19 protein-coding genes and 1 other RNA gene are annotated in these 16,846 nt (G+C 68.0%); 8 read left to right on the top strand and 12 right to left on the bottom strand.

Features of this window, described 5'->3' with window-relative positions; all coding sequences use genetic code 11:
- Positions 1–58: 58 nt before the first annotated feature.
- Complete coding sequence (locus HUK65_RS13315; RefSeq protein ID WP_327787127.1) at positions 59–796, bottom strand: GNAT family N-acetyltransferase; 738 nt, start codon at positions 794–796, stop codon at positions 59–61.
- On the bottom strand, positions 793–1,524 hold the full coding sequence (locus tag HUK65_RS13310) for a competence/damage-inducible protein A (RefSeq protein ID WP_179906795.1): 732 nt from the start codon (positions 1,522–1,524) through the stop codon (positions 793–795). The genes HUK65_RS13315 and HUK65_RS13310 overlap by 4 nt, the downstream gene beginning before the upstream one ends.
- A gap of 49 nt (positions 1,525–1,573) precedes the next feature.
- Here HUK65_RS13310 and sfsA point away from each other — a divergent pair, with 49 nt between their 5' ends.
- Entirely contained in the window at positions 1,574–2,284 is a 711-nt protein-coding gene (gene sfsA / locus HUK65_RS13305) for a DNA/RNA nuclease SfsA (RefSeq protein ID WP_179906760.1), read from the top strand.
- 68 nt (positions 2,285–2,352) lie between these two features.
- Positions 2,353–3,207 carry a type I methionyl aminopeptidase gene (gene map / locus HUK65_RS13300; protein ID WP_235442147.1) on the top strand — a complete coding sequence of 285 codons (855 nt, stop codon included), beginning with the start codon at positions 2,353–2,355 and terminating at the stop codon, positions 3,205–3,207.
- 79 nt (positions 3,208–3,286) lie between these two features.
- On the opposite strand, the gene HUK65_RS13295 is transcribed toward map, so the two are convergent.
- The 7 genes from HUK65_RS13295 to HUK65_RS13265 are packed head-to-tail and all read right to left on the bottom strand — an operon-like array spanning position 3,287 to position 9,809.
- Positions 3,287–4,216, bottom strand: a complete 930-nt coding sequence (locus HUK65_RS13295) for an AEC family transporter (RefSeq protein WP_179906758.1) — start codon at positions 4,214–4,216, stop codon at positions 3,287–3,289.
- Positions 4,217–4,222: 6 nt separating this feature from the next.
- Entirely contained in the window at positions 4,223–5,023 is an 801-nt protein-coding gene (locus HUK65_RS13290) for an MBL fold metallo-hydrolase (RefSeq protein WP_179906757.1), read from the bottom strand.
- Positions 5,020–5,811, bottom strand: a complete 792-nt coding sequence (locus HUK65_RS13285) for a TatD family hydrolase (RefSeq protein WP_179906756.1) — start codon at positions 5,809–5,811, stop codon at positions 5,020–5,022. The genes HUK65_RS13290 and HUK65_RS13285 overlap by 4 nt, the downstream gene beginning before the upstream one ends.
- 33 nt (positions 5,812–5,844) lie before the next feature.
- Positions 5,845–6,951 (bottom strand): DNA polymerase III subunit delta', encoded by a 1,107-nt coding sequence (locus HUK65_RS13280; RefSeq protein WP_179906755.1) that lies wholly within the window; start codon positions 6,949–6,951, stop codon positions 5,845–5,847.
- Positions 6,948–7,619 carry a dTMP kinase gene (gene tmk, locus HUK65_RS13275; RefSeq protein WP_179906754.1) on the bottom strand — a complete coding sequence of 224 codons (672 nt, stop codon included), beginning with the start codon at positions 7,617–7,619 and terminating at the stop codon, positions 6,948–6,950. Before tmk ends, HUK65_RS13280 begins: the two co-directional genes overlap by 4 nt.
- On the bottom strand, positions 7,616–8,794 hold the full coding sequence (locus HUK65_RS13270; protein ID WP_179906753.1) for a D-alanyl-D-alanine carboxypeptidase family protein: 1,179 nt from the start codon (positions 8,792–8,794) through the stop codon (positions 7,616–7,618). Before HUK65_RS13270 ends, tmk begins: the two co-directional genes overlap by 4 nt.
- A gap of 43 nt (positions 8,795–8,837) precedes the next feature.
- The gene (locus HUK65_RS13265; RefSeq protein ID WP_179906752.1) at positions 8,838–9,809 is read right to left on the bottom strand and encodes an SPOR domain-containing protein; all 972 of its coding nucleotides are present in this window, start codon (positions 9,807–9,809) and stop codon (positions 8,838–8,840) included.
- 370 nt (positions 9,810–10,179) lie between these two features.
- Between HUK65_RS13265 and HUK65_RS13260 the strand changes: the two genes are divergently transcribed.
- Both HUK65_RS13260 and HUK65_RS13255 read left to right on the top strand, forming a co-directional pair.
- Positions 10,180–11,553 (top strand): L-serine ammonia-lyase, encoded by a 1,374-nt coding sequence (locus tag HUK65_RS13260; protein WP_179906751.1) that lies wholly within the window; start codon positions 10,180–10,182, stop codon positions 11,551–11,553.
- 58 nt (positions 11,554–11,611) lie between these two features.
- Positions 11,612–12,019 carry a c-type cytochrome gene (locus tag HUK65_RS13255; RefSeq protein WP_179906750.1) on the top strand — a complete coding sequence of 136 codons (408 nt, stop codon included), beginning with the start codon at positions 11,612–11,614 and terminating at the stop codon, positions 12,017–12,019.
- Here the strand turns inward: HUK65_RS13255 and HUK65_RS13250 are convergent.
- A complete protein-coding gene (locus HUK65_RS13250) occupies positions 12,016–12,582 on the bottom strand; it encodes a peroxidase-related enzyme (protein ID WP_179906749.1) in 567 nt (188 codons plus the stop codon). The genes HUK65_RS13255 and HUK65_RS13250 overlap by 4 nt on opposite strands.
- A gap of 144 nt (positions 12,583–12,726) precedes the next feature.
- Between HUK65_RS13250 and HUK65_RS13245 the strand changes: the two genes are divergently transcribed.
- Entirely contained in the window at positions 12,727–13,827 is a 1,101-nt protein-coding gene (locus HUK65_RS13245; RefSeq protein ID WP_179906748.1) for an alkane 1-monooxygenase, read from the top strand.
- 16 nt (positions 13,828–13,843) lie between these two features.
- Positions 13,844–14,272, top strand: coding sequence for a hypothetical protein (locus HUK65_RS13240; RefSeq protein ID WP_235442146.1), 429 nt, complete (start codon positions 13,844–13,846; stop codon positions 14,270–14,272).
- 126 nt (positions 14,273–14,398) lie between these two features.
- Here the strand turns inward: HUK65_RS13240 and HUK65_RS13235 are convergent, their stop codons facing one another.
- On the bottom strand, positions 14,399–15,076 hold the full coding sequence (locus HUK65_RS13235; RefSeq protein WP_179906747.1) for a GcrA family cell cycle regulator: 678 nt from the start codon (positions 15,074–15,076) through the stop codon (positions 14,399–14,401).
- A gap of 132 nt (positions 15,077–15,208) precedes the next feature.
- Between HUK65_RS13235 and HUK65_RS13230 the strand changes: the two genes are divergently transcribed.
- Together HUK65_RS13230 and HUK65_RS13225 are read left to right on the top strand one after the other, a co-directional pair.
- Positions 15,209–16,027, top strand: a complete 819-nt coding sequence (locus tag HUK65_RS13230) for an ABC transporter permease (protein ID WP_235442145.1) — start codon at positions 15,209–15,211, stop codon at positions 16,025–16,027.
- A gap of 90 nt (positions 16,028–16,117) precedes the next feature.
- The gene (locus tag HUK65_RS13225; RefSeq protein WP_179906746.1) at positions 16,118–16,534 is read left to right on the top strand and encodes a c-type cytochrome; all 417 of its coding nucleotides are present in this window, start codon (positions 16,118–16,120) and stop codon (positions 16,532–16,534) included.
- A 22-nt stretch (positions 16,535–16,556) separates the two neighbouring features.
- Here HUK65_RS13225 and ffs read toward each other — a convergent pair.
- An RNA gene (gene ffs, locus HUK65_RS13220) (signal recognition particle sRNA small type) lies at positions 16,557–16,655 on the bottom strand.
- Positions 16,656–16,846 lie beyond the last annotated feature (191 nt).

The raw sequence follows: 16,846 nt of genomic DNA, 5'->3' as shown, positions 1-16,846 counted from the left end.
CGGGGGCGCTTCCCACGTCTGCCATCCTGCGCACCGGCTTGCCCCTGGGCGAATCGCCTCAGCCCGCCGCGCCGGGCGCTGCCAGCATCCGGTAATGATACCCGCCACAGACCATCATGCCCAGCCCGTCATAAACCGCGCGGGCAGCCGCATTGTCGCGCGTGACGGCCAGGGCCAACCAGCGCATACCCTGCTCCTGCGCCCACCAGGCCGCACCGGTGACCAGATTGCGCGCGCCCCCCTGCCGGCGCAGGTTCGGCAGGACCTCGACCGCATGCAGCATGGCGATATCCCCGTGACAGGCAACAAAAGCCGCCCCCGCCGCCCGGTCCGCCACCCGGGCAATCAGGGCCGCCTTCGGTGCAGCGGCACGCGCCATCACCGCCTGCCGCGCCGCGCCGATGCCCCGCTCGGTCCAGATATCGCGGATGATCTGCAGCGGTGGCCAGATCGGAAACAGGGTGATCGGCGCAGGCTTGCGGGCCAGAATGCCAACCGGTGCGGCATAGAACAGGGTTGTGTCAATTTGCGCATAACCCCGTGCCGCCAGCGCATCATCGAGCGCGCCATCGCCCGCGCGGATCATGAACAGCGGCTGCTCCCCCCGGGCGCGCATGGCAGCTTCGGCGGCGGCGATGTCGGCCTCTGTGGCCTCGGCCATAGCCACGGCGGCGGACACGCGCTTGCCGCCGCCCGCCCCGTCGCGCAGCATGAAGGCACCCACCGGCATCCGGGCGGCGGGGGGCCATGTGGCCTCCAGCGCCGCCATCAGCGGCGCGGGGGCGGGTGCGCTCACGCGGTGGCCTCGGGGAAGAGCGCGCACAGGCGCACCATGGCCGCATCGATCGCCACCCCGTCGCTGCCCCGGATCACCACATTCGCCCCAAAGGCACCATCCTGCACATAGGGATAGGAGCCGAAGGACAACTGCGGATATTCCGCGGCCAACGTGCCCAGCGGTCCGGCGATCTCACCCTCGCCGCGGGCGATGCGCAGGGTCTGGCTCATCAGCGGCTTACCGGCGCTCAGCGTCGGCAACAGCCCCGCCACCATCGCCTCGAAGATCGAAGGGACCCCGGCCATGACATGCACATTGCCGATGCTGAACCCCGGCGCGGCTGAAACCGGGTTTTCGATCAGCACCGCCCCGTCCGGCACGCGGGCCATGCGCAACCGCGCGGCGTTCAGTTCCAGCCCCGTGCGCTGGTAATGGGCGGTCAGGATCGCGCGGGCATCGTCACGGACCGCCAACCCCACGCCAAAAGCCGCGGCGATGGCATCGGCGGTGATGTCATCATGGGTGGGACCGATCCCGCCCGAGGTGAACACATGATCATACGACGCCCGGAGCGCATTCACCGCATCGACGATCCGCTGATGCACGTCCGAGACAAAGCGCACCTCGCACAGGTCGATCCCGGAATTGGCCAGCTCTCCGGCCAGATGGTGCATATTCGCATCCCGGGTCCGCCCCGAGAGGATTTCATCGCCGATCACCAGCATGGCGGCGGTGGGATTGGGCATGTGCAGCGTCTCCTTGCGGGTGGGGTGGCACTGGTATAGGCCCCTGCTCATGCAGTTTCAAACCCCGCTTTTGCCCGCCCGCCTGCTGCGCCGATACAAGCGCTTTCTGGCCGATATGGTGCTGGAGGACGGGCGCGAGGTCACCGCCCATTGCCCCAATCCCGGCGCCATGACCGGGCTGGCCGCCCCCGGCGCGCGCTGCTGGCTGGAATCTGCAGCGCCGGGGCGCAAGCTGCCCTATGGATGGCGGCTGGTGGAACTGCCGGACGGGCACCGGGCCTGCGTGGATACCACCCTGCCCAACCGCGTGGTGGCCGAGGCCCTGGCCAGCGGCGCCATTGCCGGGCTGGAGGGCCTGACAGACATCCGCCCCGAATTCACGCTGGCCCCCGGCACTCGCGTTGATTTCGCCGCCACCGGCGCCGACGGGCAGCGCGTGCTGATCGAGGTGAAAAGCGTCACCCTGCTGCGGGACGGCTGGGCGGAGTTTCCCGACAGCGTCACCGCCCGGGGCACGAAACACCTGCAGGAACTGACCATCGCCGCCGCAACCGGCGCACGCGCGATCATGCTGTATCTGATCAGCCGCAGCGACGGGGCGCGCCTGCGCATCGCTGCCGATATCGACCCCAGCTACGCCCGCGCCTTTGACGCAGCGCGCGCAGGCGGGGTTGAGGTTCTGGCCATCGGAAGCCGGGTTTCCCCCCAGGGCGTGCATATCGGCGCGGCGATCCCGGTTGATCCGGGCCCGCAGGCATGAGAACGGGTGGAAAACCGGCGCATCTGCCGTTATCTAACACGCGAAACCCTGCAACACCGGAGCATCCCTTGGACAGCGGCCAACCCGTTCGGATCACCAAAGACGGCATCCACCTGCACGCGCCCGAAGACTTTGCCGGGATGCACAAGGCCGGGCAACTGGCGGCCAGCATACTGGACCGGATCGCCCCGCATGTGGTGCCGGGCCAGACGACGGGGGAACTGGACCGTCTGATCAACGCCATGGTGGATGAGGCGGGGGCGACCTCGGCCACCATCGGGTATCGCGGCTATCAGCATGCCAGCTGCATCTCGGTCAATCACGTCGTCTGCCACGGCATCCCCGGCAGCCCCATTCCCGCCAGCAAGCATGAAGCCCGCCCCCGCGGCAATGACCTGCTGGTGGATGGCGATATCCTCAATATCGATGTCACCGTGGTGGTCGATGGCTGGTATGGCGACACCAGCCGCATGTTCGTGGCCGGAACGCCCAAACCCTATGCCGAAAAACTGATCCAGGTCACCCATGACGCGCTGATGATCGGGATCGAGGCCGTACGCCCCGGCAATACCTTCGGCGATATCGGCCATGCCATCCAGAGCTTCGCCGAGGCCCGCCGCATGTCGGTGGTGCGTGATTTCTGCGGCCACGGGCTGGGCCGCGTGTTCCATTCGCCGCCCAATGTGCTGCATTACGGCCGCGCAGGCACCGGCCCGATGCTGGAGGAAGGTATGTTCTTCACCATCGAGCCGATGATCAATCTGGGCCGCCCCGAAACCAAGGTGCTGTCCGATGACTGGACCGCGATCACCCGCGACAAGGCGCTGTCGGCGCAGTTTGAACATTCGGTCGGCGTGACGGCCACGGGGGTGGAGATCTTCACCCTGTCGCCCGCGGGCAAATTCCACCCGACCTGGGGCTGACCCCGGGGCCGGAAAGCGCCCCCGAGCCGCGCTGCGCGCCTTAGGGGGCGCTGCCCGCGCAAAGGCGCGGGCGGGTGCATCACTCCAGAAGGTGCAACCAGACCCATCCGGTCAGCGCGCAAAGCACCGTGCCCAGCAACACGCTGGAGGCCGCCACCCGCCGCGCGCGGCCATACATGTTGGCAAAGACATAGGCATTGACCCCCGGCGCCACAGCCGCGGTCAGCACCGCAGACCGGAACTGCCCCTGATCCAGCGCCAGCCCCCGCCCCATGGCCCAGACGATGGCCGGATGCAGGATCAATGACACCGCCACGACATAGCCGATGGTACGCAGATCGCCGTCCGGGCGGTAGCGGTACAGCACCCCGCCCAGCCCGAAGAGCGCCGTCGGAATCGCCGCGCGCACCATCAGGTCCAGCGCCTCATCCACCACCTGCGGCAGGGCAATGCCCCCCAGATTGACCACGAAACCCAGCCCGATGCCGATCACCAGCGCGTTTCGGAACATGGCCACGAAGACCCGCCGCCCCGTGGCTGCCATCCCTGACCCGCGATTGCGCACAAATTCCATGGCGGTGATCCCCACCGCATAGCAGATGGGCGAATGCACGGCGATGATGGCATAATTCGGCGCCAGCGCGTCCGCTCCATAGGCGCGCTCGGTGATCGGCAGGCCCAGAAGCAGCGAGTTGGAGAACAGGCAGACAAAGCCGATGGCAATGCTGTCTTCCCAGTCGCGCTTGAAAAACAGCCGCGCCCCGGCAATCCCGGCCACGAATCCCGCCAGCGCCCCCAGATAGAAGCTGCCCAGCAGGCGCAGGTCGAAATCCTGCCCCAGATCCAGCCGGGCGATGGCCACGAACAGCAGGCAGGGAATGGCGAAATTCTGGGCAAAGACCATCACGCCATCGATATGCGCATCCGTGATCAGTTCGCGCCAGCGCATGGCATAGCCGAAGCCGATCAGCAGGAACACCGGCAGGATGACCGAGACCAGCGCCTGCATGGCCGCTCAGTCCGGGAAGTCCAGGACCATGCCGTCATGGGCGGGCACGACATGGTCCGGGGTTTCGGTGGCAACGGTGACGTAATCCAGATCCACATGCATGTTGGTCAGCACGGCGCGGGCCGGCCGGGCGCGGGCGATCCACTCCAGCGTCATCTCCAGATGCGCATGGGTGGGATGCGGGCGGCGGCGCAGGGCATCGACGATCCAGCAGTCCAGCCCTTCAAGCTGCGCCCAGGTGGTGTCAGGGATCACCACCGCATCGGGGACATAGGCCAGCCGCCCGATGCGAAAGCCCAGCGCATCGATGGTGCCGTGGTTTACGGGCAGGGGCTGCAGCCGTATCTCGCCCCCCTTGCCCGGGACAGTCACATCACCGGCGATGGTATTCATCTCCAGGATCGGCGGATAAGGGGAGCCCTTTGGCTGGACAAAGGCGTAGCCGAAGCGGGAAAACAGCGCTTCCTGGGTGGGCCCATCGGCCCAGACCGGCAGGCGGCTGCCCGTGTTGAAGACGATCATGCGCAGATCATCGATGCCATGGACATGATCGGCATGGGCATGGGTATAGACCACCGCATCCAGCCGTCCCACCCCGGCGGCCAGCAACTGCGCGCGCATGTCGGGCGAGGTATCGATCAGCACCCGCGTGGTGCCAAAATCGGTCTGGCGTTCGATCAGAAGCGAACAGCGGGTGCGGATGTTGCGCGGCTCGGACGGGTCGCAATCGCCCCACAGCCCGCCCAGCCGCGGCACCCCGCCTGAGGACCCGCAGCCCAGGATGGTAAAGCGCAACACCGCCGTCATGCCACCGCCTTGGTGAACAGCCGGTCGAAATTGCCCGAAGTGGCGGCGGCGAATTCGGCATAGTCCAGACCGAACAGTTCCGCCCCCACCTGCGCGGTGTGCACCGTATAGGCCGGCTCATTGCGCCTGCCGCGATAGGGGGGCGGCGCCAGATAGGGGGCATCGGTTTCCACCAGGATACGCTCCAGCGGCGCGCTGGCAAAGATCGCGCGCAGCTCGGCGCTTTTGGGGAAGGCGGCGATGCCGGACATGGACAGATAGAAACCCAGACCTACCGCCACCCGCGCCAGTTCGGCACCGGAACTGTAGCAATGCATCACGCAGCCAAAGCCGCCGCGGGCGTGCTCCTGCGACAGGATGGCGGCCATGTCCTCATCGGCGGCCCGGGCATGGATGATCAGCGGCAGGCCGCTGCGGCGGGCGGCCTCTATGTGGATGCGCAGGCTGTCCTGCTGCAGCGCGGCACTGGCGGCGGTGTAATGATAATCCAGCCCGGATTCGCCGATGCCGATGCATTTGGGATGCGCGGCAACAGCCAGCAGGTCATCGACGCTGGCCATGGGTTCGTCCGCCACGCTCATCGGATGGGTTCCGGCGGCATAGAACACGCCGTCATGACCTTCGGCGATGGCGCGAACCTGCGGTTCGTTGCGCAGCTTCGTACAGATGGTCAGCATCCGGGTCACACCGGCAGCGCGGGCGCGGGCGATCACCTGATCCAGTTCATCGGCCAGTTCCGGGAAGTCCAGATGGCAATGGCTGTCAACGATGGGCGGAGGAAGGGTCATGAGGGCTTTCGCTGCGCTTTGTCGCCTGAAGGGTCACGCTATCTGGCGGGCAATCGCTTCGACCCGCAACCCCATATCAAGCACCAGCCCGACAGGGTCAAGGTTCACCGCCCGCCCCTGTCGCGCCCGCGCCACCAGCCCCGAGGCCGCCCCCGCCCAAAGCTGCGCCGCCCCCACCCCGGGCGCCAGCCGGGCCAGAACCTCGGCCTCGCCCGGGGCGGCTTCGGGCTGCGGCGGGCCGGTGACCCCGGCGCGGGCCAGCCGGGCCAGCCAGAGTTCGGTCAGCGACAGCAGCAGGTCAAAGCGTTCCTCGGCGCCGCGGCCCGCGGCGCTGTTGGCCAGGGCCAGAAGCCGCGCGCGGTCGATCCGGGGCGCCGCCCCCAGCACCTGCGTCAGCTCGCCATAGAGCGCCAACCCGTCCGCCGCCAGCAGCCGCACCGCCGTGCCCACCGACCCGCCCGACAGCGCCGCCAGCGCCGCGGCCTGCGCGCCCGGGTCGAACCCGGCCTGGGTCAGCGCCGCGGCCATGTCTGCCCCGTCCAGCGGCGCCAGCGGCAACATCCGGCAGCGCGACCGGATCGTCGGCAACAGCGCCGAGGGGCAATGCGCCACCAGCAACAGGATCGCCCGCGCGGGCGGCTCCTCCAGCGATTTCAGCAGCGCATTGGCGGCATTGGGGTTCATTTCATCGGCGGCATCGACAATCACCACCCGCCAGCCGCCATCGGTGGCGCGCATACCAAAGAACCCGTGCAAGCGGCGCATTTCATCGACAGTGATCACGGCGCGCAGCCGCTTGGCCTTGGTGTCATAGCCGCGCCGCAGCACCAGAAGCCCCGGATGCGCCCCCGCCGCCAGTTGGGTTGCCGCCGGATGTTCCGGGGGCACATCCAGCGATGTGGCAGGGCTGCCCGAAGGCCCGGTCTGCGCCAGCAGGAACCGCGCGATGCGCCAGGCCAGGGTCGCCTTGCCCACCCCGCGCGGGCCGGTGATCATCCAGCCATGCTGCAACCGCCCGGCGTTGAAAGCCTCGAGGAAGGCTGCTTCAGCATCGTCGTGGCCGAAGAGCGCGCGCGCCTCGCGCGGGTGGGGAACGCCGTCAATCCGGTCCGGCTCGGGAAGGTCCTCGGGGTCGCTCATGGCCGCGCCACACCTGACAATGCGCGTTCGACCACGGCCAGCACCTCGGCGCCGACGACCTCGGGCGGGCGGTTGCCATCGATCAGCCGACAGCGCCGGGGATATTCCCGCGCAAGCGCCAGAAAGCCGCCGCGCAGGGCCGCCTGAAACGCAGCGCCGAAGCGCTCGAACCGATCCTCGGCGCCGGGGCGGGCCAGACCGCGGAGAAGCGCGGCCTCGGGGTCGGTGTCGATGATCAGGGTCAGCTGCGGCTCGGTGCCGATCATCAGCCTGTGCAGACTGTCCACAACGGCGCGCAACTGGGCGCGCACGGCCCCCTGATAGACCCGTGTGGAATCCGCAAACCGGTCACAGATCACCACCTTGCCTGCGGCCAGCGCCGGCCAGATGGTGCGTTCCAGATGGTCGCGCCGCGCGGCGTTGAACAGCAGGATTTCGGTTTCCGGCGACCAGCGCGCGCCATCGCCTTCGACCAGCAGGCGGCGGATTTCCTCGGCCCCGGGGGCGCCGCCGGGTTCGCGCGTCAGCACCACCTCATGGCCGCGCCCGCGCAGGGATTCGGCCAGCATCCGCGCCTGGGTGGTCTTGCCGGACCCGTCGATCCCCTCTAAGCTCAGGAACAGCCCGCGCCCGGCCCCGCTGGGGTGCCCATGCCCCCATTCGCTCACTGCAGGGCCGTGGCGTCGCCGTCCCGCGCGCCCTGAATCTCTCGCAACAGCACCTGCGCCGCCGCCTGCATGCGGACCATGAACCCGCCCTCGGGCACCGCGGCCGCCGCAATCAGCGGCACGCGCCGGTCCTCCATGTCCGGGACCGAGATCACCAGATCCCCCACGCGCTGCCCGGCCTGGACCGGTGCGGGCAAGGGCGCGTCGAACACCGCGCGGGCCTCGATGTTGCGCTGCGCGATCGACGGGATCAGGATGCGCAGATCCTCGGCCAGGGTCAGGGGCACGCGGGGCGCCTCGCCCATCCAGACATCGGCCTCGGCCAGAACCGTGCCTGCCCGCGCCACCGTCACCGAGGCAAACTGCCGAAACGCCCAGTTGATGATCCGCTCAGCCTCTTCCAGACGCTCCCGTTCGCTGCCCAGCCCCGAGAACGCAAAGATGATCCGCCGGTCCCCCTGCAGCGCCGACCCGGTCAGGCTGTATCCGGCCTCCGAGGTAAAGCCGGTCTTCAACCCGTCCAGCCCCACGCCTGCCCCCAGCAGCGGCACGCGGTTCGACTGGGTGATGTTGTTCCAGGTGAACTCAGGCTCGGCCAGATAAGGGTAGAATTGCGGAAACTCGGTAATCATGTGCTCGGCCAGGATGGCCAGGTCGCGCATGGACATGCGGTGTTCCGGGTGCGGCCACCCCGAGGCATTGGCGATGGTCGTGTTCTCCATCCCCAGATCGCGGGCGCGGCGTGTGGCCATGGTGGCAAAGGCTTCCTCGGTCCCGGCCAACCCCTCGGCCACCACCACCGTGGCGTCATTGCCCGATAGCACCGCGATCCCGCGGATCAGATCCTCGGCGGTGGGTCGATGGCGCGTTTCCAGAAACATGCGCGAGCCGCCCATCGCATGGGCACGCTCGGACACGGTAAAGGTGGTGTCCAGCGACAGCCGCCCGTCCTCGATCGCCTCGAACAACATGGTCAGGGTCATCAGCTTGGACATCGAAGCCGGTGGCAGCGGAATGTCCGAACTCACATCCAGCAACACGGTGCCGGATGTGACATCGATCACATAGGCCGCCGAGGCCCGCGTTTCGAAGCCGGTCTGCGCAGCCGAAGGCACCGCCAAGGGACCGGCCATCAGCGCCACCACCGCAACAACCGCCGTAAGCAATCGGTGCATCATGTTCGTTCCCCCAGCAATGCCGCGCATCAACACCGCGCCCCTATCGTGCAACCGCATAGGCATCAGTAAAGCCCAGATCGCGCACCCGGGACAAGATCCGGTCACGCTCGGCCGTGGTGGAGGACGGGCCGACGATCACCCGCCAGAACCGGTTGCCGCTGCTTTCGCCTTCAACAACCCGCCCCGACATGCCGGCGCCCCTTGCCATGCCCAGCGCCCGGTCGGCATTGGCCTCGACGCTGAAGATACCCAGCTGGATATAGCCCCGCGCCAGCGCGGAGGTCGGCGCCTGCGCGGCAGGTTGCGCCGCGGCAACAGGCGCCTCAGGCTCGGCCGCAGGCGTCTGGGCCACGTCATCCTCCAGCGGGCGCATGCCGATCTCATCCGTCTCGGCCTCGGCCCGGTCGCGGCGGCCAAAGGGCCAGAACCGGCGCCGCTCGCGCGGAGGCTCCGCGGCGGCAACCTCCACCGCCTCGGCTTCATCCGCAGGCGCCTCGGCAGCCTCAGCCACTTGCGGGGCGGCCTCTTCTTGCGGGGCTGCCTCTTCGGGCGCGTCCGCGGCTGCGCGCGGCGCGTCAGACGGGGCGCTGACCTCGGTGCGCAGGGCGGTGACCTGCAGGCCCGCAGGATTACCCGCCAGCATGCCCAGCGCCGAAGCCGCATCCGAGGACACCTGAAACGCCGGCCCCGGATTCTCACGCTCACGCCGGAACAGCGCACCGACCACTTCCTGCCCGTTGTCGGGGTTGCGAATGATCACGCGCTCGGGATCGCGCACATCGGGATGGGCCACCCAGACCCCACCAAGCGAGGGCCGTCCATCCCACAACCCCCGGTCCGATTCCTGGAATACGTCGGGCGCCTCGACATCGCGCTCCACACCCGCCCGGCTGGCTTGCTGCGATGTTGGCCGCTCACTCTCCGCCGGACTGCCCTGCCCGTCCATGCAGCCCGCAAGCAGCACCGCCAATGCCGTGCCGACCAGCCCCACTCGAATACGCCGTAATGTCATACTGCCCTCGCCCTGCGGTGCGACCGTCCGTTCTGCGTCGGATCTTGCCTATCGCCCCGGTGCAACACATTGGCCGCCCGAATGGCCGACCAGAATGCGCAGATACTAACCCCAACCCCGGATCAAGAAAAGCCGCAGAACACCGAAACCACGCAACAAGCCCGTGAATATGCCCCCTGCACCCGAACCGCCCCGTGCGCGCCCTGTGGACGGCGCGCATGGGTGGGCGGGTGGGGCGCGGCGTCCGCGGGGCGCGCACGGGGCGCGGCGCGCCCATGTCCGATTTCTGCGCCCCATGGTCGCTTGCGGCCATGGCGCCCGCGCGGAAATCCTGTAGGCCTGTGCAGAATGTCCCTGTCCCGGAGGCCCCATGTTCCTGTCGGTGTTCGATATCTTCAAGATCGGAATCGGCCCGTCCTCGTCCCATACCATGGGGCCGATGGTCGCCGCCGCCCGCTTCCTCGACCACCTGCGCGCGCAACCGTTTAGCGTGGCCGGGCTGCGCGCGACCCTGCATGGCTCGCTCGCGTTCACCGGCGTGGGGCATGCCACCGACCGCGCGGTCATCCTGGGCCTGGCCGGTTTCCTGCCAGACAGCTATGACGCCGCCCGCGCCGAAACCACCCTGGCGGCGATCCGTGAAACCTGCCGGATCGACATCCCCGGCCTGGGCCAGGTCAGCTTTGACCCCAAGGCCGATCTTGTCTTCGATTTCGGCCCTCCCCTGCCCGGCCATGCCAATGCCATGGTCCTGCGCGCCACCGATGCCCAGGGCGATGTGATCGCGCAGGAAACCTATTTCTCCATCGGCGGCGGCTTCGTGGTGACTGCAGCCGAACTGAACAGCAGCGCCGACGCCTCGCCTCAGACCCCTTGCCCCTATCCATTCCACTCGGCTGCCGAAATGCTGGCCATGGCCCGCGACTCCGGCCTCTCCATCGCCGAGATGAAGCGCGCCAACGAACTGACCCGGCATGACCCTCTGAAACTGGACCAGGGGGTCAGGCGCCTTTGGTCGGTCATGAACGCCTGCATCGACCGCGGGCTTGAAGGCAGCGGCGAATTGCCCGGCGGTTTGCGGGTGCGGCGCCGGGCCGGTGCCATCCTGACATCGCTGCGGGCCGAACACGGGCTGAACCTGGCGCCGCCGCATGTGATCAATGACTGGATCAGCGTCTATGCCATGGCCGTGAACGAGGAAAACGCCGCTGGCGGCCAGGTGGTGACCGCGCCGACCAATGGCGCCGCGGGCGTGGTCCCTGCGGTGATCCGCTATTGGCTGGACCATGTCCCCGGCGCCAGCGCGACCCGCGTGGCCGAGTTCCTGCTGACCGCCGCAGCCATCGGCGGGCTGATCAAGCACAATGCCAGCATTTCCGGCGCCGAATGTGGCTGCCAGGCCGAGGTCGGCTCAGCCGCGGCCATGGCTGCCGCCGGATTGGCCGCCGTGCTCGGCGCCACCCCCGAACAGGTGGAAAACGCAGCCGAAATCGCGCTCGAACACCACCTCGGCATGACCTGCGATCCGGTAAAGGGGCTGGTGCAGGTGCCCTGCATCGAACGCAACGGGCTGGGCGCGATCAAGGCCGTTTCCGCCGCCTCGCTGGCGCTGCGCGGCGATGGCAGCCATTTCATGCCGCTGGACAACTGCATCGAGGCCATGCGCCAGACCGGCGCCGACATGTCGGAGAAATACAAGGAAACCGCGCTTGGCGGGCTGGCCGTGAACGTTCCGAACTGCTGAAACACCCCGGGCACAGGAAAGACTTGGCGCGCGCGCGCCGCCATGGCACTCTGCCGTCATGCACTGCGAACCTGCCCCCCGCCCGCACCACAGCCTGCGCCTTGCCATCGCGGCCCTGGCGCTCGTGTCTCTCGCCGCCTGCAATCCCTTTGCGGGTCCTGCTGCAGGGGCGCGTCTCTATGACCAAAGCTGCGCCGGATGCCACGGCCCGGGCGCGACCGGTGGGCCGGGCGGGCCGGATCTGACCGGCCTGGCCACGCGCGCGGGCGGTTTCCCACGCGCCGAGGTGCTCAACCGCCTGGATGGCTACGGGCGCGGCCTGACCTTGCATGAGGCCGCCATGCCCGACCTCAGCTACCTGATGACCGGGCGGCTGATGCATGTGGACATGGGCCGCGGTGCCAGCCGGATGATGCCGGAACGCGTGGTCGCGCTGGCCGCCTATCTGGAAAGCATCCAGCGCTAACGCGCCGCGCCGTGATATTCGGCATTCGGCTCCATCCCGATGGCCGAGGCCACCCGGTTCGACATGGAAAAGAATCCCACCACCGCCGAAATGTCGAAGATATCGCGATCGGAAAACCCGTGCCCACGCAGCGCCTCGCGGTCGGCTTCTTCCACTTTCGCGCTGGATTCGGCCACCAGCGCAGCAAAATCCAGCATGGCGCGCGTGCGCGGGTCCAACGGTGCGGCGCGGTAATTCATCACCATCGCCTCGCCCAGTGCCGGATCGCCGGACAATTCGCGCACCGCCGCGCCATGGGCCACCTGGCAGTACCAGCAACGGTTGATCGAAGACACCACCACGGCAATCATCTCGCGCTCCAGCTTGCTCAACCCGCTGTCGGCCAGCATCAGGTCGTTATACATGGCCACAAAGGCATCGAATTTCGCGATATCGAAACTGTAGGCGCGCAGCACATTTGGCACGAAGCCCAGCTTTTCGGCGCAGAGGTCCAGGTATTTCCGGGTGCGCTCAGGCATCGGATCGGCCGGGGGCAGGTCCAGCGCGGTGATCTTCTCGGGCATGGGTACGTCCTTTCCTTTGGGCGGCCAGGCGCAGCCTATCCGCCGCCGCCCGCCCCGCCAAGCCCGGCTGCGACGCCGCGGCGCGTGACGGCGGCGCAAATCCTGCTAGATTGAGCAGACCACATGCAATGACAGACCCATCCCATGCGCCACTATATCCAGCCCTTCGCTCTGGCCACCCTTGTCCCGGTGGCCCTGCTGGCCCTCGGTGGGGTCATGGGCGGGGCCTGGATCTGGGCCGCAGTCCTCTACATGTCCGTCTTCGCCCTGGGCATGGACCAGATCCTGAAGGTCGCCAACCGCGATGGCGCGCCGGGCGTGGAATTCCCCGCCGCCGACGCGCTGTCCGCCACGCTTGCACTGGCGCATCTGGCGCTCATGCCCCTGGGCGCGGCGGCGGTGGCGGGGCTCACCGGGCTGAGCGGGGCCGAGCGTGCGGCAGCCTTCTTCGGCTTCGGCCTGTTCTTCGGGCAGGTCAGCAACTCGAATGCGCATGAATTGATTCACCGCGGTAGCCGAGTGCTGTTCTCCCTGGGGAAATGGGTCTACACATCCATGCTCTATGGCCACCACACTACGGCGCACCGGCTCTTGCACCATGTCCATGTGGGCACGCCGCTGGACCCGAATTTCCCGCGCAAGGGCGAAAGCTTCTACCGCAATTTCGCCCGCGGCTGGACCGGCAGCTTCCTCCAGGGGTTCCGCGTGGAACGCGACCGCATCGCCCGGCGCGGCAAACCCGCCTGGACCAACCCCTATGTCACCTATGTCGGCGGCGCGCTGGGGCTTCTTGCCCTCGCCTGGATCACTCTTGGCCCGACGGCGGTGCTGGCCTGGCTGGGCCTGTCCTTTTATGCGCAGACACAACTGGCCATGGTGGACTACCTCCAGCACTACGGGCTGGAACGCCGCCGCCTGCCCGATGGCAGCTATGAGCCGCAGACCATCTACCACTCCTGGAACACGCCGCACTGGTTTTCGTCGCACATGATGGTCAATGCCCCGCGCCATTCGGACCATCACGCCAATCCGGGCCGCCCCTATCCTGCGCTGCGCCTGCCGCAGGAGATGCCGGTCCTGCCCCGATCCCTGCCCGCCATGGGCGTTGTCGCGCTCTGGCCAAGACTGTGGTTCCGCCTGATGGACAAGCGCGTTGACCAGGTGCTGGCCCAGGCGCGCGCCGCCGGAAGTGACCAGCCCGCCACTGGCCCCGGCGCTGCGTCTGTGGCAGGGTCAACGCCTTAACCCTTGCGGAGTCGCCATGCCTCGTCTGACCCTCGCCATCATGCTGCCGGCTCTGGCCTTTGGCACCATCCTCCTGGCCCTTTCCCCCGGGGCCGCCGAGGCCGAAACCCCGATGACTGCCGAGGAGTTCGACGCCTACGTCACGGGCCGCACCCTTACCTTCGGCACCGGCGGCGTGCCCTATGGCGTCGAGCAATTCAAGCAAGGGCGGCGCGTGCTCTGGGCCTTCATCGGCGAGGAATGCCGCGAAGGTGTCTGGCATCCGCAGGGCGAACAGATCTGCTTCGTCTACGAGGATGAGCCGCGCACCCATTGCTGGTATTTCTGGATGACCGACGAGGGCCTGCGCGCGCGCTTCGCCGAAGACGGCCCCGGCGACGAACTGTATGAAATCGAACAGAGCGCGCGCCCGATGTTCTGCCCCGGCCCGCAGATCGGCGCCTGACAGGCGCGTGACCCGGGCGCCATCCGGCACGTTCAACCGCCTACGCCCGGGGCGCGCGCGGCGACATCCTGGCCAGAAACCGCGGCGCCGGTCAGCGCCGTGAACATGCCTGATTGTCTTGCCCCTTCAGCGCCGCCGGTCGCGGCGCGAGGACATGGGCTGGAACGCCACGCCCACATGCGCTTCGCAATAGGGCTTGCCCGCCTGGGTCGGCAGCCCACAGAACCAGAAATCCTCGGTCGCCGGATCGCCCACGGGCCATTTGCAGGTGCGCTCGGTCAGTTCCAGCAGCGACAGCCTCCGGGCCTTCTTCTCCACCTCGCGCACGGTGGCGAGGGCCTCGGCGCTGACCTCATTGGCCGAGGGCTGGGGCGGCAGCGGCTGGCCGGCAGGCACGATCGGGCGGCGCGAAAACGGGATCGGTGCGGACGGTGGGTCGGCGGGCGCTGTTTCCTCGGCGGCTTCCGGCTTCGGGGTTTCCTCGGGTGCCGGGTCGCTGGCGGTTTCGGGTTCCGGCGCAGCGGCCTGAGCCTCGGTCCGGGCAGGCTCCGGCTCGGGCGCGGGCGGCGCCGGTGCCGCCTCGGCGGCGGCGGGCACGGGCTGGGGCTCGGGCTCCGGTGCTGCAGCCGCCACGGTTGCCCCCGCGCCCGTGGCCCCTGCCCGGTTCGAAAGCCCCAGACGATGGACCTTGCCGATCACCGCATTGCGGGTCACCCCGCCCAGTTCCTTGGCGATCTGCGAGGCCGAGAGCCCCTCGCCCCACATCTGCTTCAGTCTTTCCACACGCTCGTCCGTCCAGGACATGCTCGCGCCTCCGGCTGGCCACCCCGGCACCTGTCTTGATCGGTGGGGTTGGAGAATTACATTTCCCTTCCTATTCTAGGCAGGGTGCGCCGGGATACAAGGCACGGCGGAAAATTGCAAACCGGGAGTCACATGTCAGCACAGGATCACACACGGCCCGGCGCCATGGGCGTGCGGCGCTTCGGACGGGTCAACTGGCTGGGCATGATGACGCTGGCCCAGCGCGAGACCCGGCGCTTTCTGGTGGTCTGGACCCAGACCCTGGCCGCACCGCTGGTGACAGCGGGGCTGTTTCTGGCGGTGTTCGCGCTGGCCATCGGTCCGTCCCGGGGCATGGTCATGGGGGTGTCCTTCCTGGCCTTTCTGGCGCCCGGGATCCTGATGATGACGGTGATCCAGAATGCCTTTGCCAATACATCGTCGTCGATCGTCATCGCCAAGGTGCAGGGAAATATCGTCGATACGCTGATGCCGCCGCTGTCGCCGATGGAGCTGGTGGCGGGCTACATGGCGGGCGGGGTCGCGCGCGGGCTGTGCGTTGGCGTGGTGATCACGCTTTCGATGGTGCTGTTGCTGGGGCTTCAGGTCGCGCATCCGCTGTGGCTGCTGGGCTTCGTCCTGCTGGGGGCGGCCATGCTCTCGGCGCTGGGGATCGCGGCGGGGATCCTGGCCAACAAGTTCGACCAGATCGCCGCCATCACCAATTTCATCGTGGTGCCGCTGTCCTTCCTTTCGGGGACCTTCTATTCCATCCAGACCCTGCCGCCGATGCTGGAAGCGATCACCCGCGCGAATCCGGTCTTCTATCTGATCGACGGGGCACGATTCGGCATGATCGGCGCCTCGGATGCGCCGCCGCTGCTGGGGCTGGGCATTGTGCTGGCCAGCACCGCGGCGCTTGCCGCCCTCTGCTGGCTGTGGCTGGCGCGGGGGTACCGGCTGAAACCATGATGATGACGGCTGACAGGCGCTCCGAATTACGCCGATGGTAAAGGACCCGCGCTTGCGATAGGCTGAGGCAATGAAGCGAAGGAGAATGACATGCGCCCATGGCGGCCCCTTGCCCTTGCACTGATCGCTGTTTCAGGCAGCCTCGGCGTCGGCCCTGCAGCCGCAGCGGGTCAGGAATTGTGGCGCGAATGCCGGGTCTGCCATATGGTAGCAGCCCCTGACGGGACCGTGCTCGAACGCGGTGGCCGGTCGGCGCCCAATCTTTACGGGGTCGCCGGGCGCCAGGCCGGTTCAGACCCGGATTTCCGCCGCTATTCGGAACCGATGCTGCAGGCCGGGCGCGAAGGGCTGACCTGGACCGAGGATAATTTCGTCGCCTATCTGCGTGATACTCAGGGCTTCCTGAGCCGTTTTGCCGGCACCCCCGACAGCCGCGGCCACATGAACGCCAGTCTGGCCGATGGCGCGGCCGAGCTGTTCCGCTATCTGGAAAGCCTGTCGCGCTGAGACGTCGCGCTGAGACAAGGCGAAGCGAGAGGCTGGACACCGACCCGGAGACGGATTGCTACGGCTGCTTCCTTCCGGACCTGACCGGGTTCGCAAGGCCCCCGCCCGGGCCAGCCCCTCGCGCCCTGCAATAGTCGCTGGCGTCAGGCGATGCAAGCGTCGTTGCCACCACGCCCCCGCTGCCTGTCCGATTTCGAACACCGATCAGCCCATGGCGAGCAGCGCGCGCCATGCGTCATACGGTTTCCGGCTGATTGACTCGCGTTGGCAGGTATTCCCAGCGAGAATCGAGTGTTTTACTGTCTGCCCAAC

The sequence above is a fragment of the Rhabdonatronobacter sediminivivens genome (assembly GCF_013415485.1).
GTDB classification, from domain to species: Bacteria; Pseudomonadota; Alphaproteobacteria; order Rhodobacterales; family Rhodobacteraceae; genus Rhabdonatronobacter; species Rhabdonatronobacter sediminivivens.
This window is presented reverse-complemented; position numbering and strand designations above follow the sequence as displayed.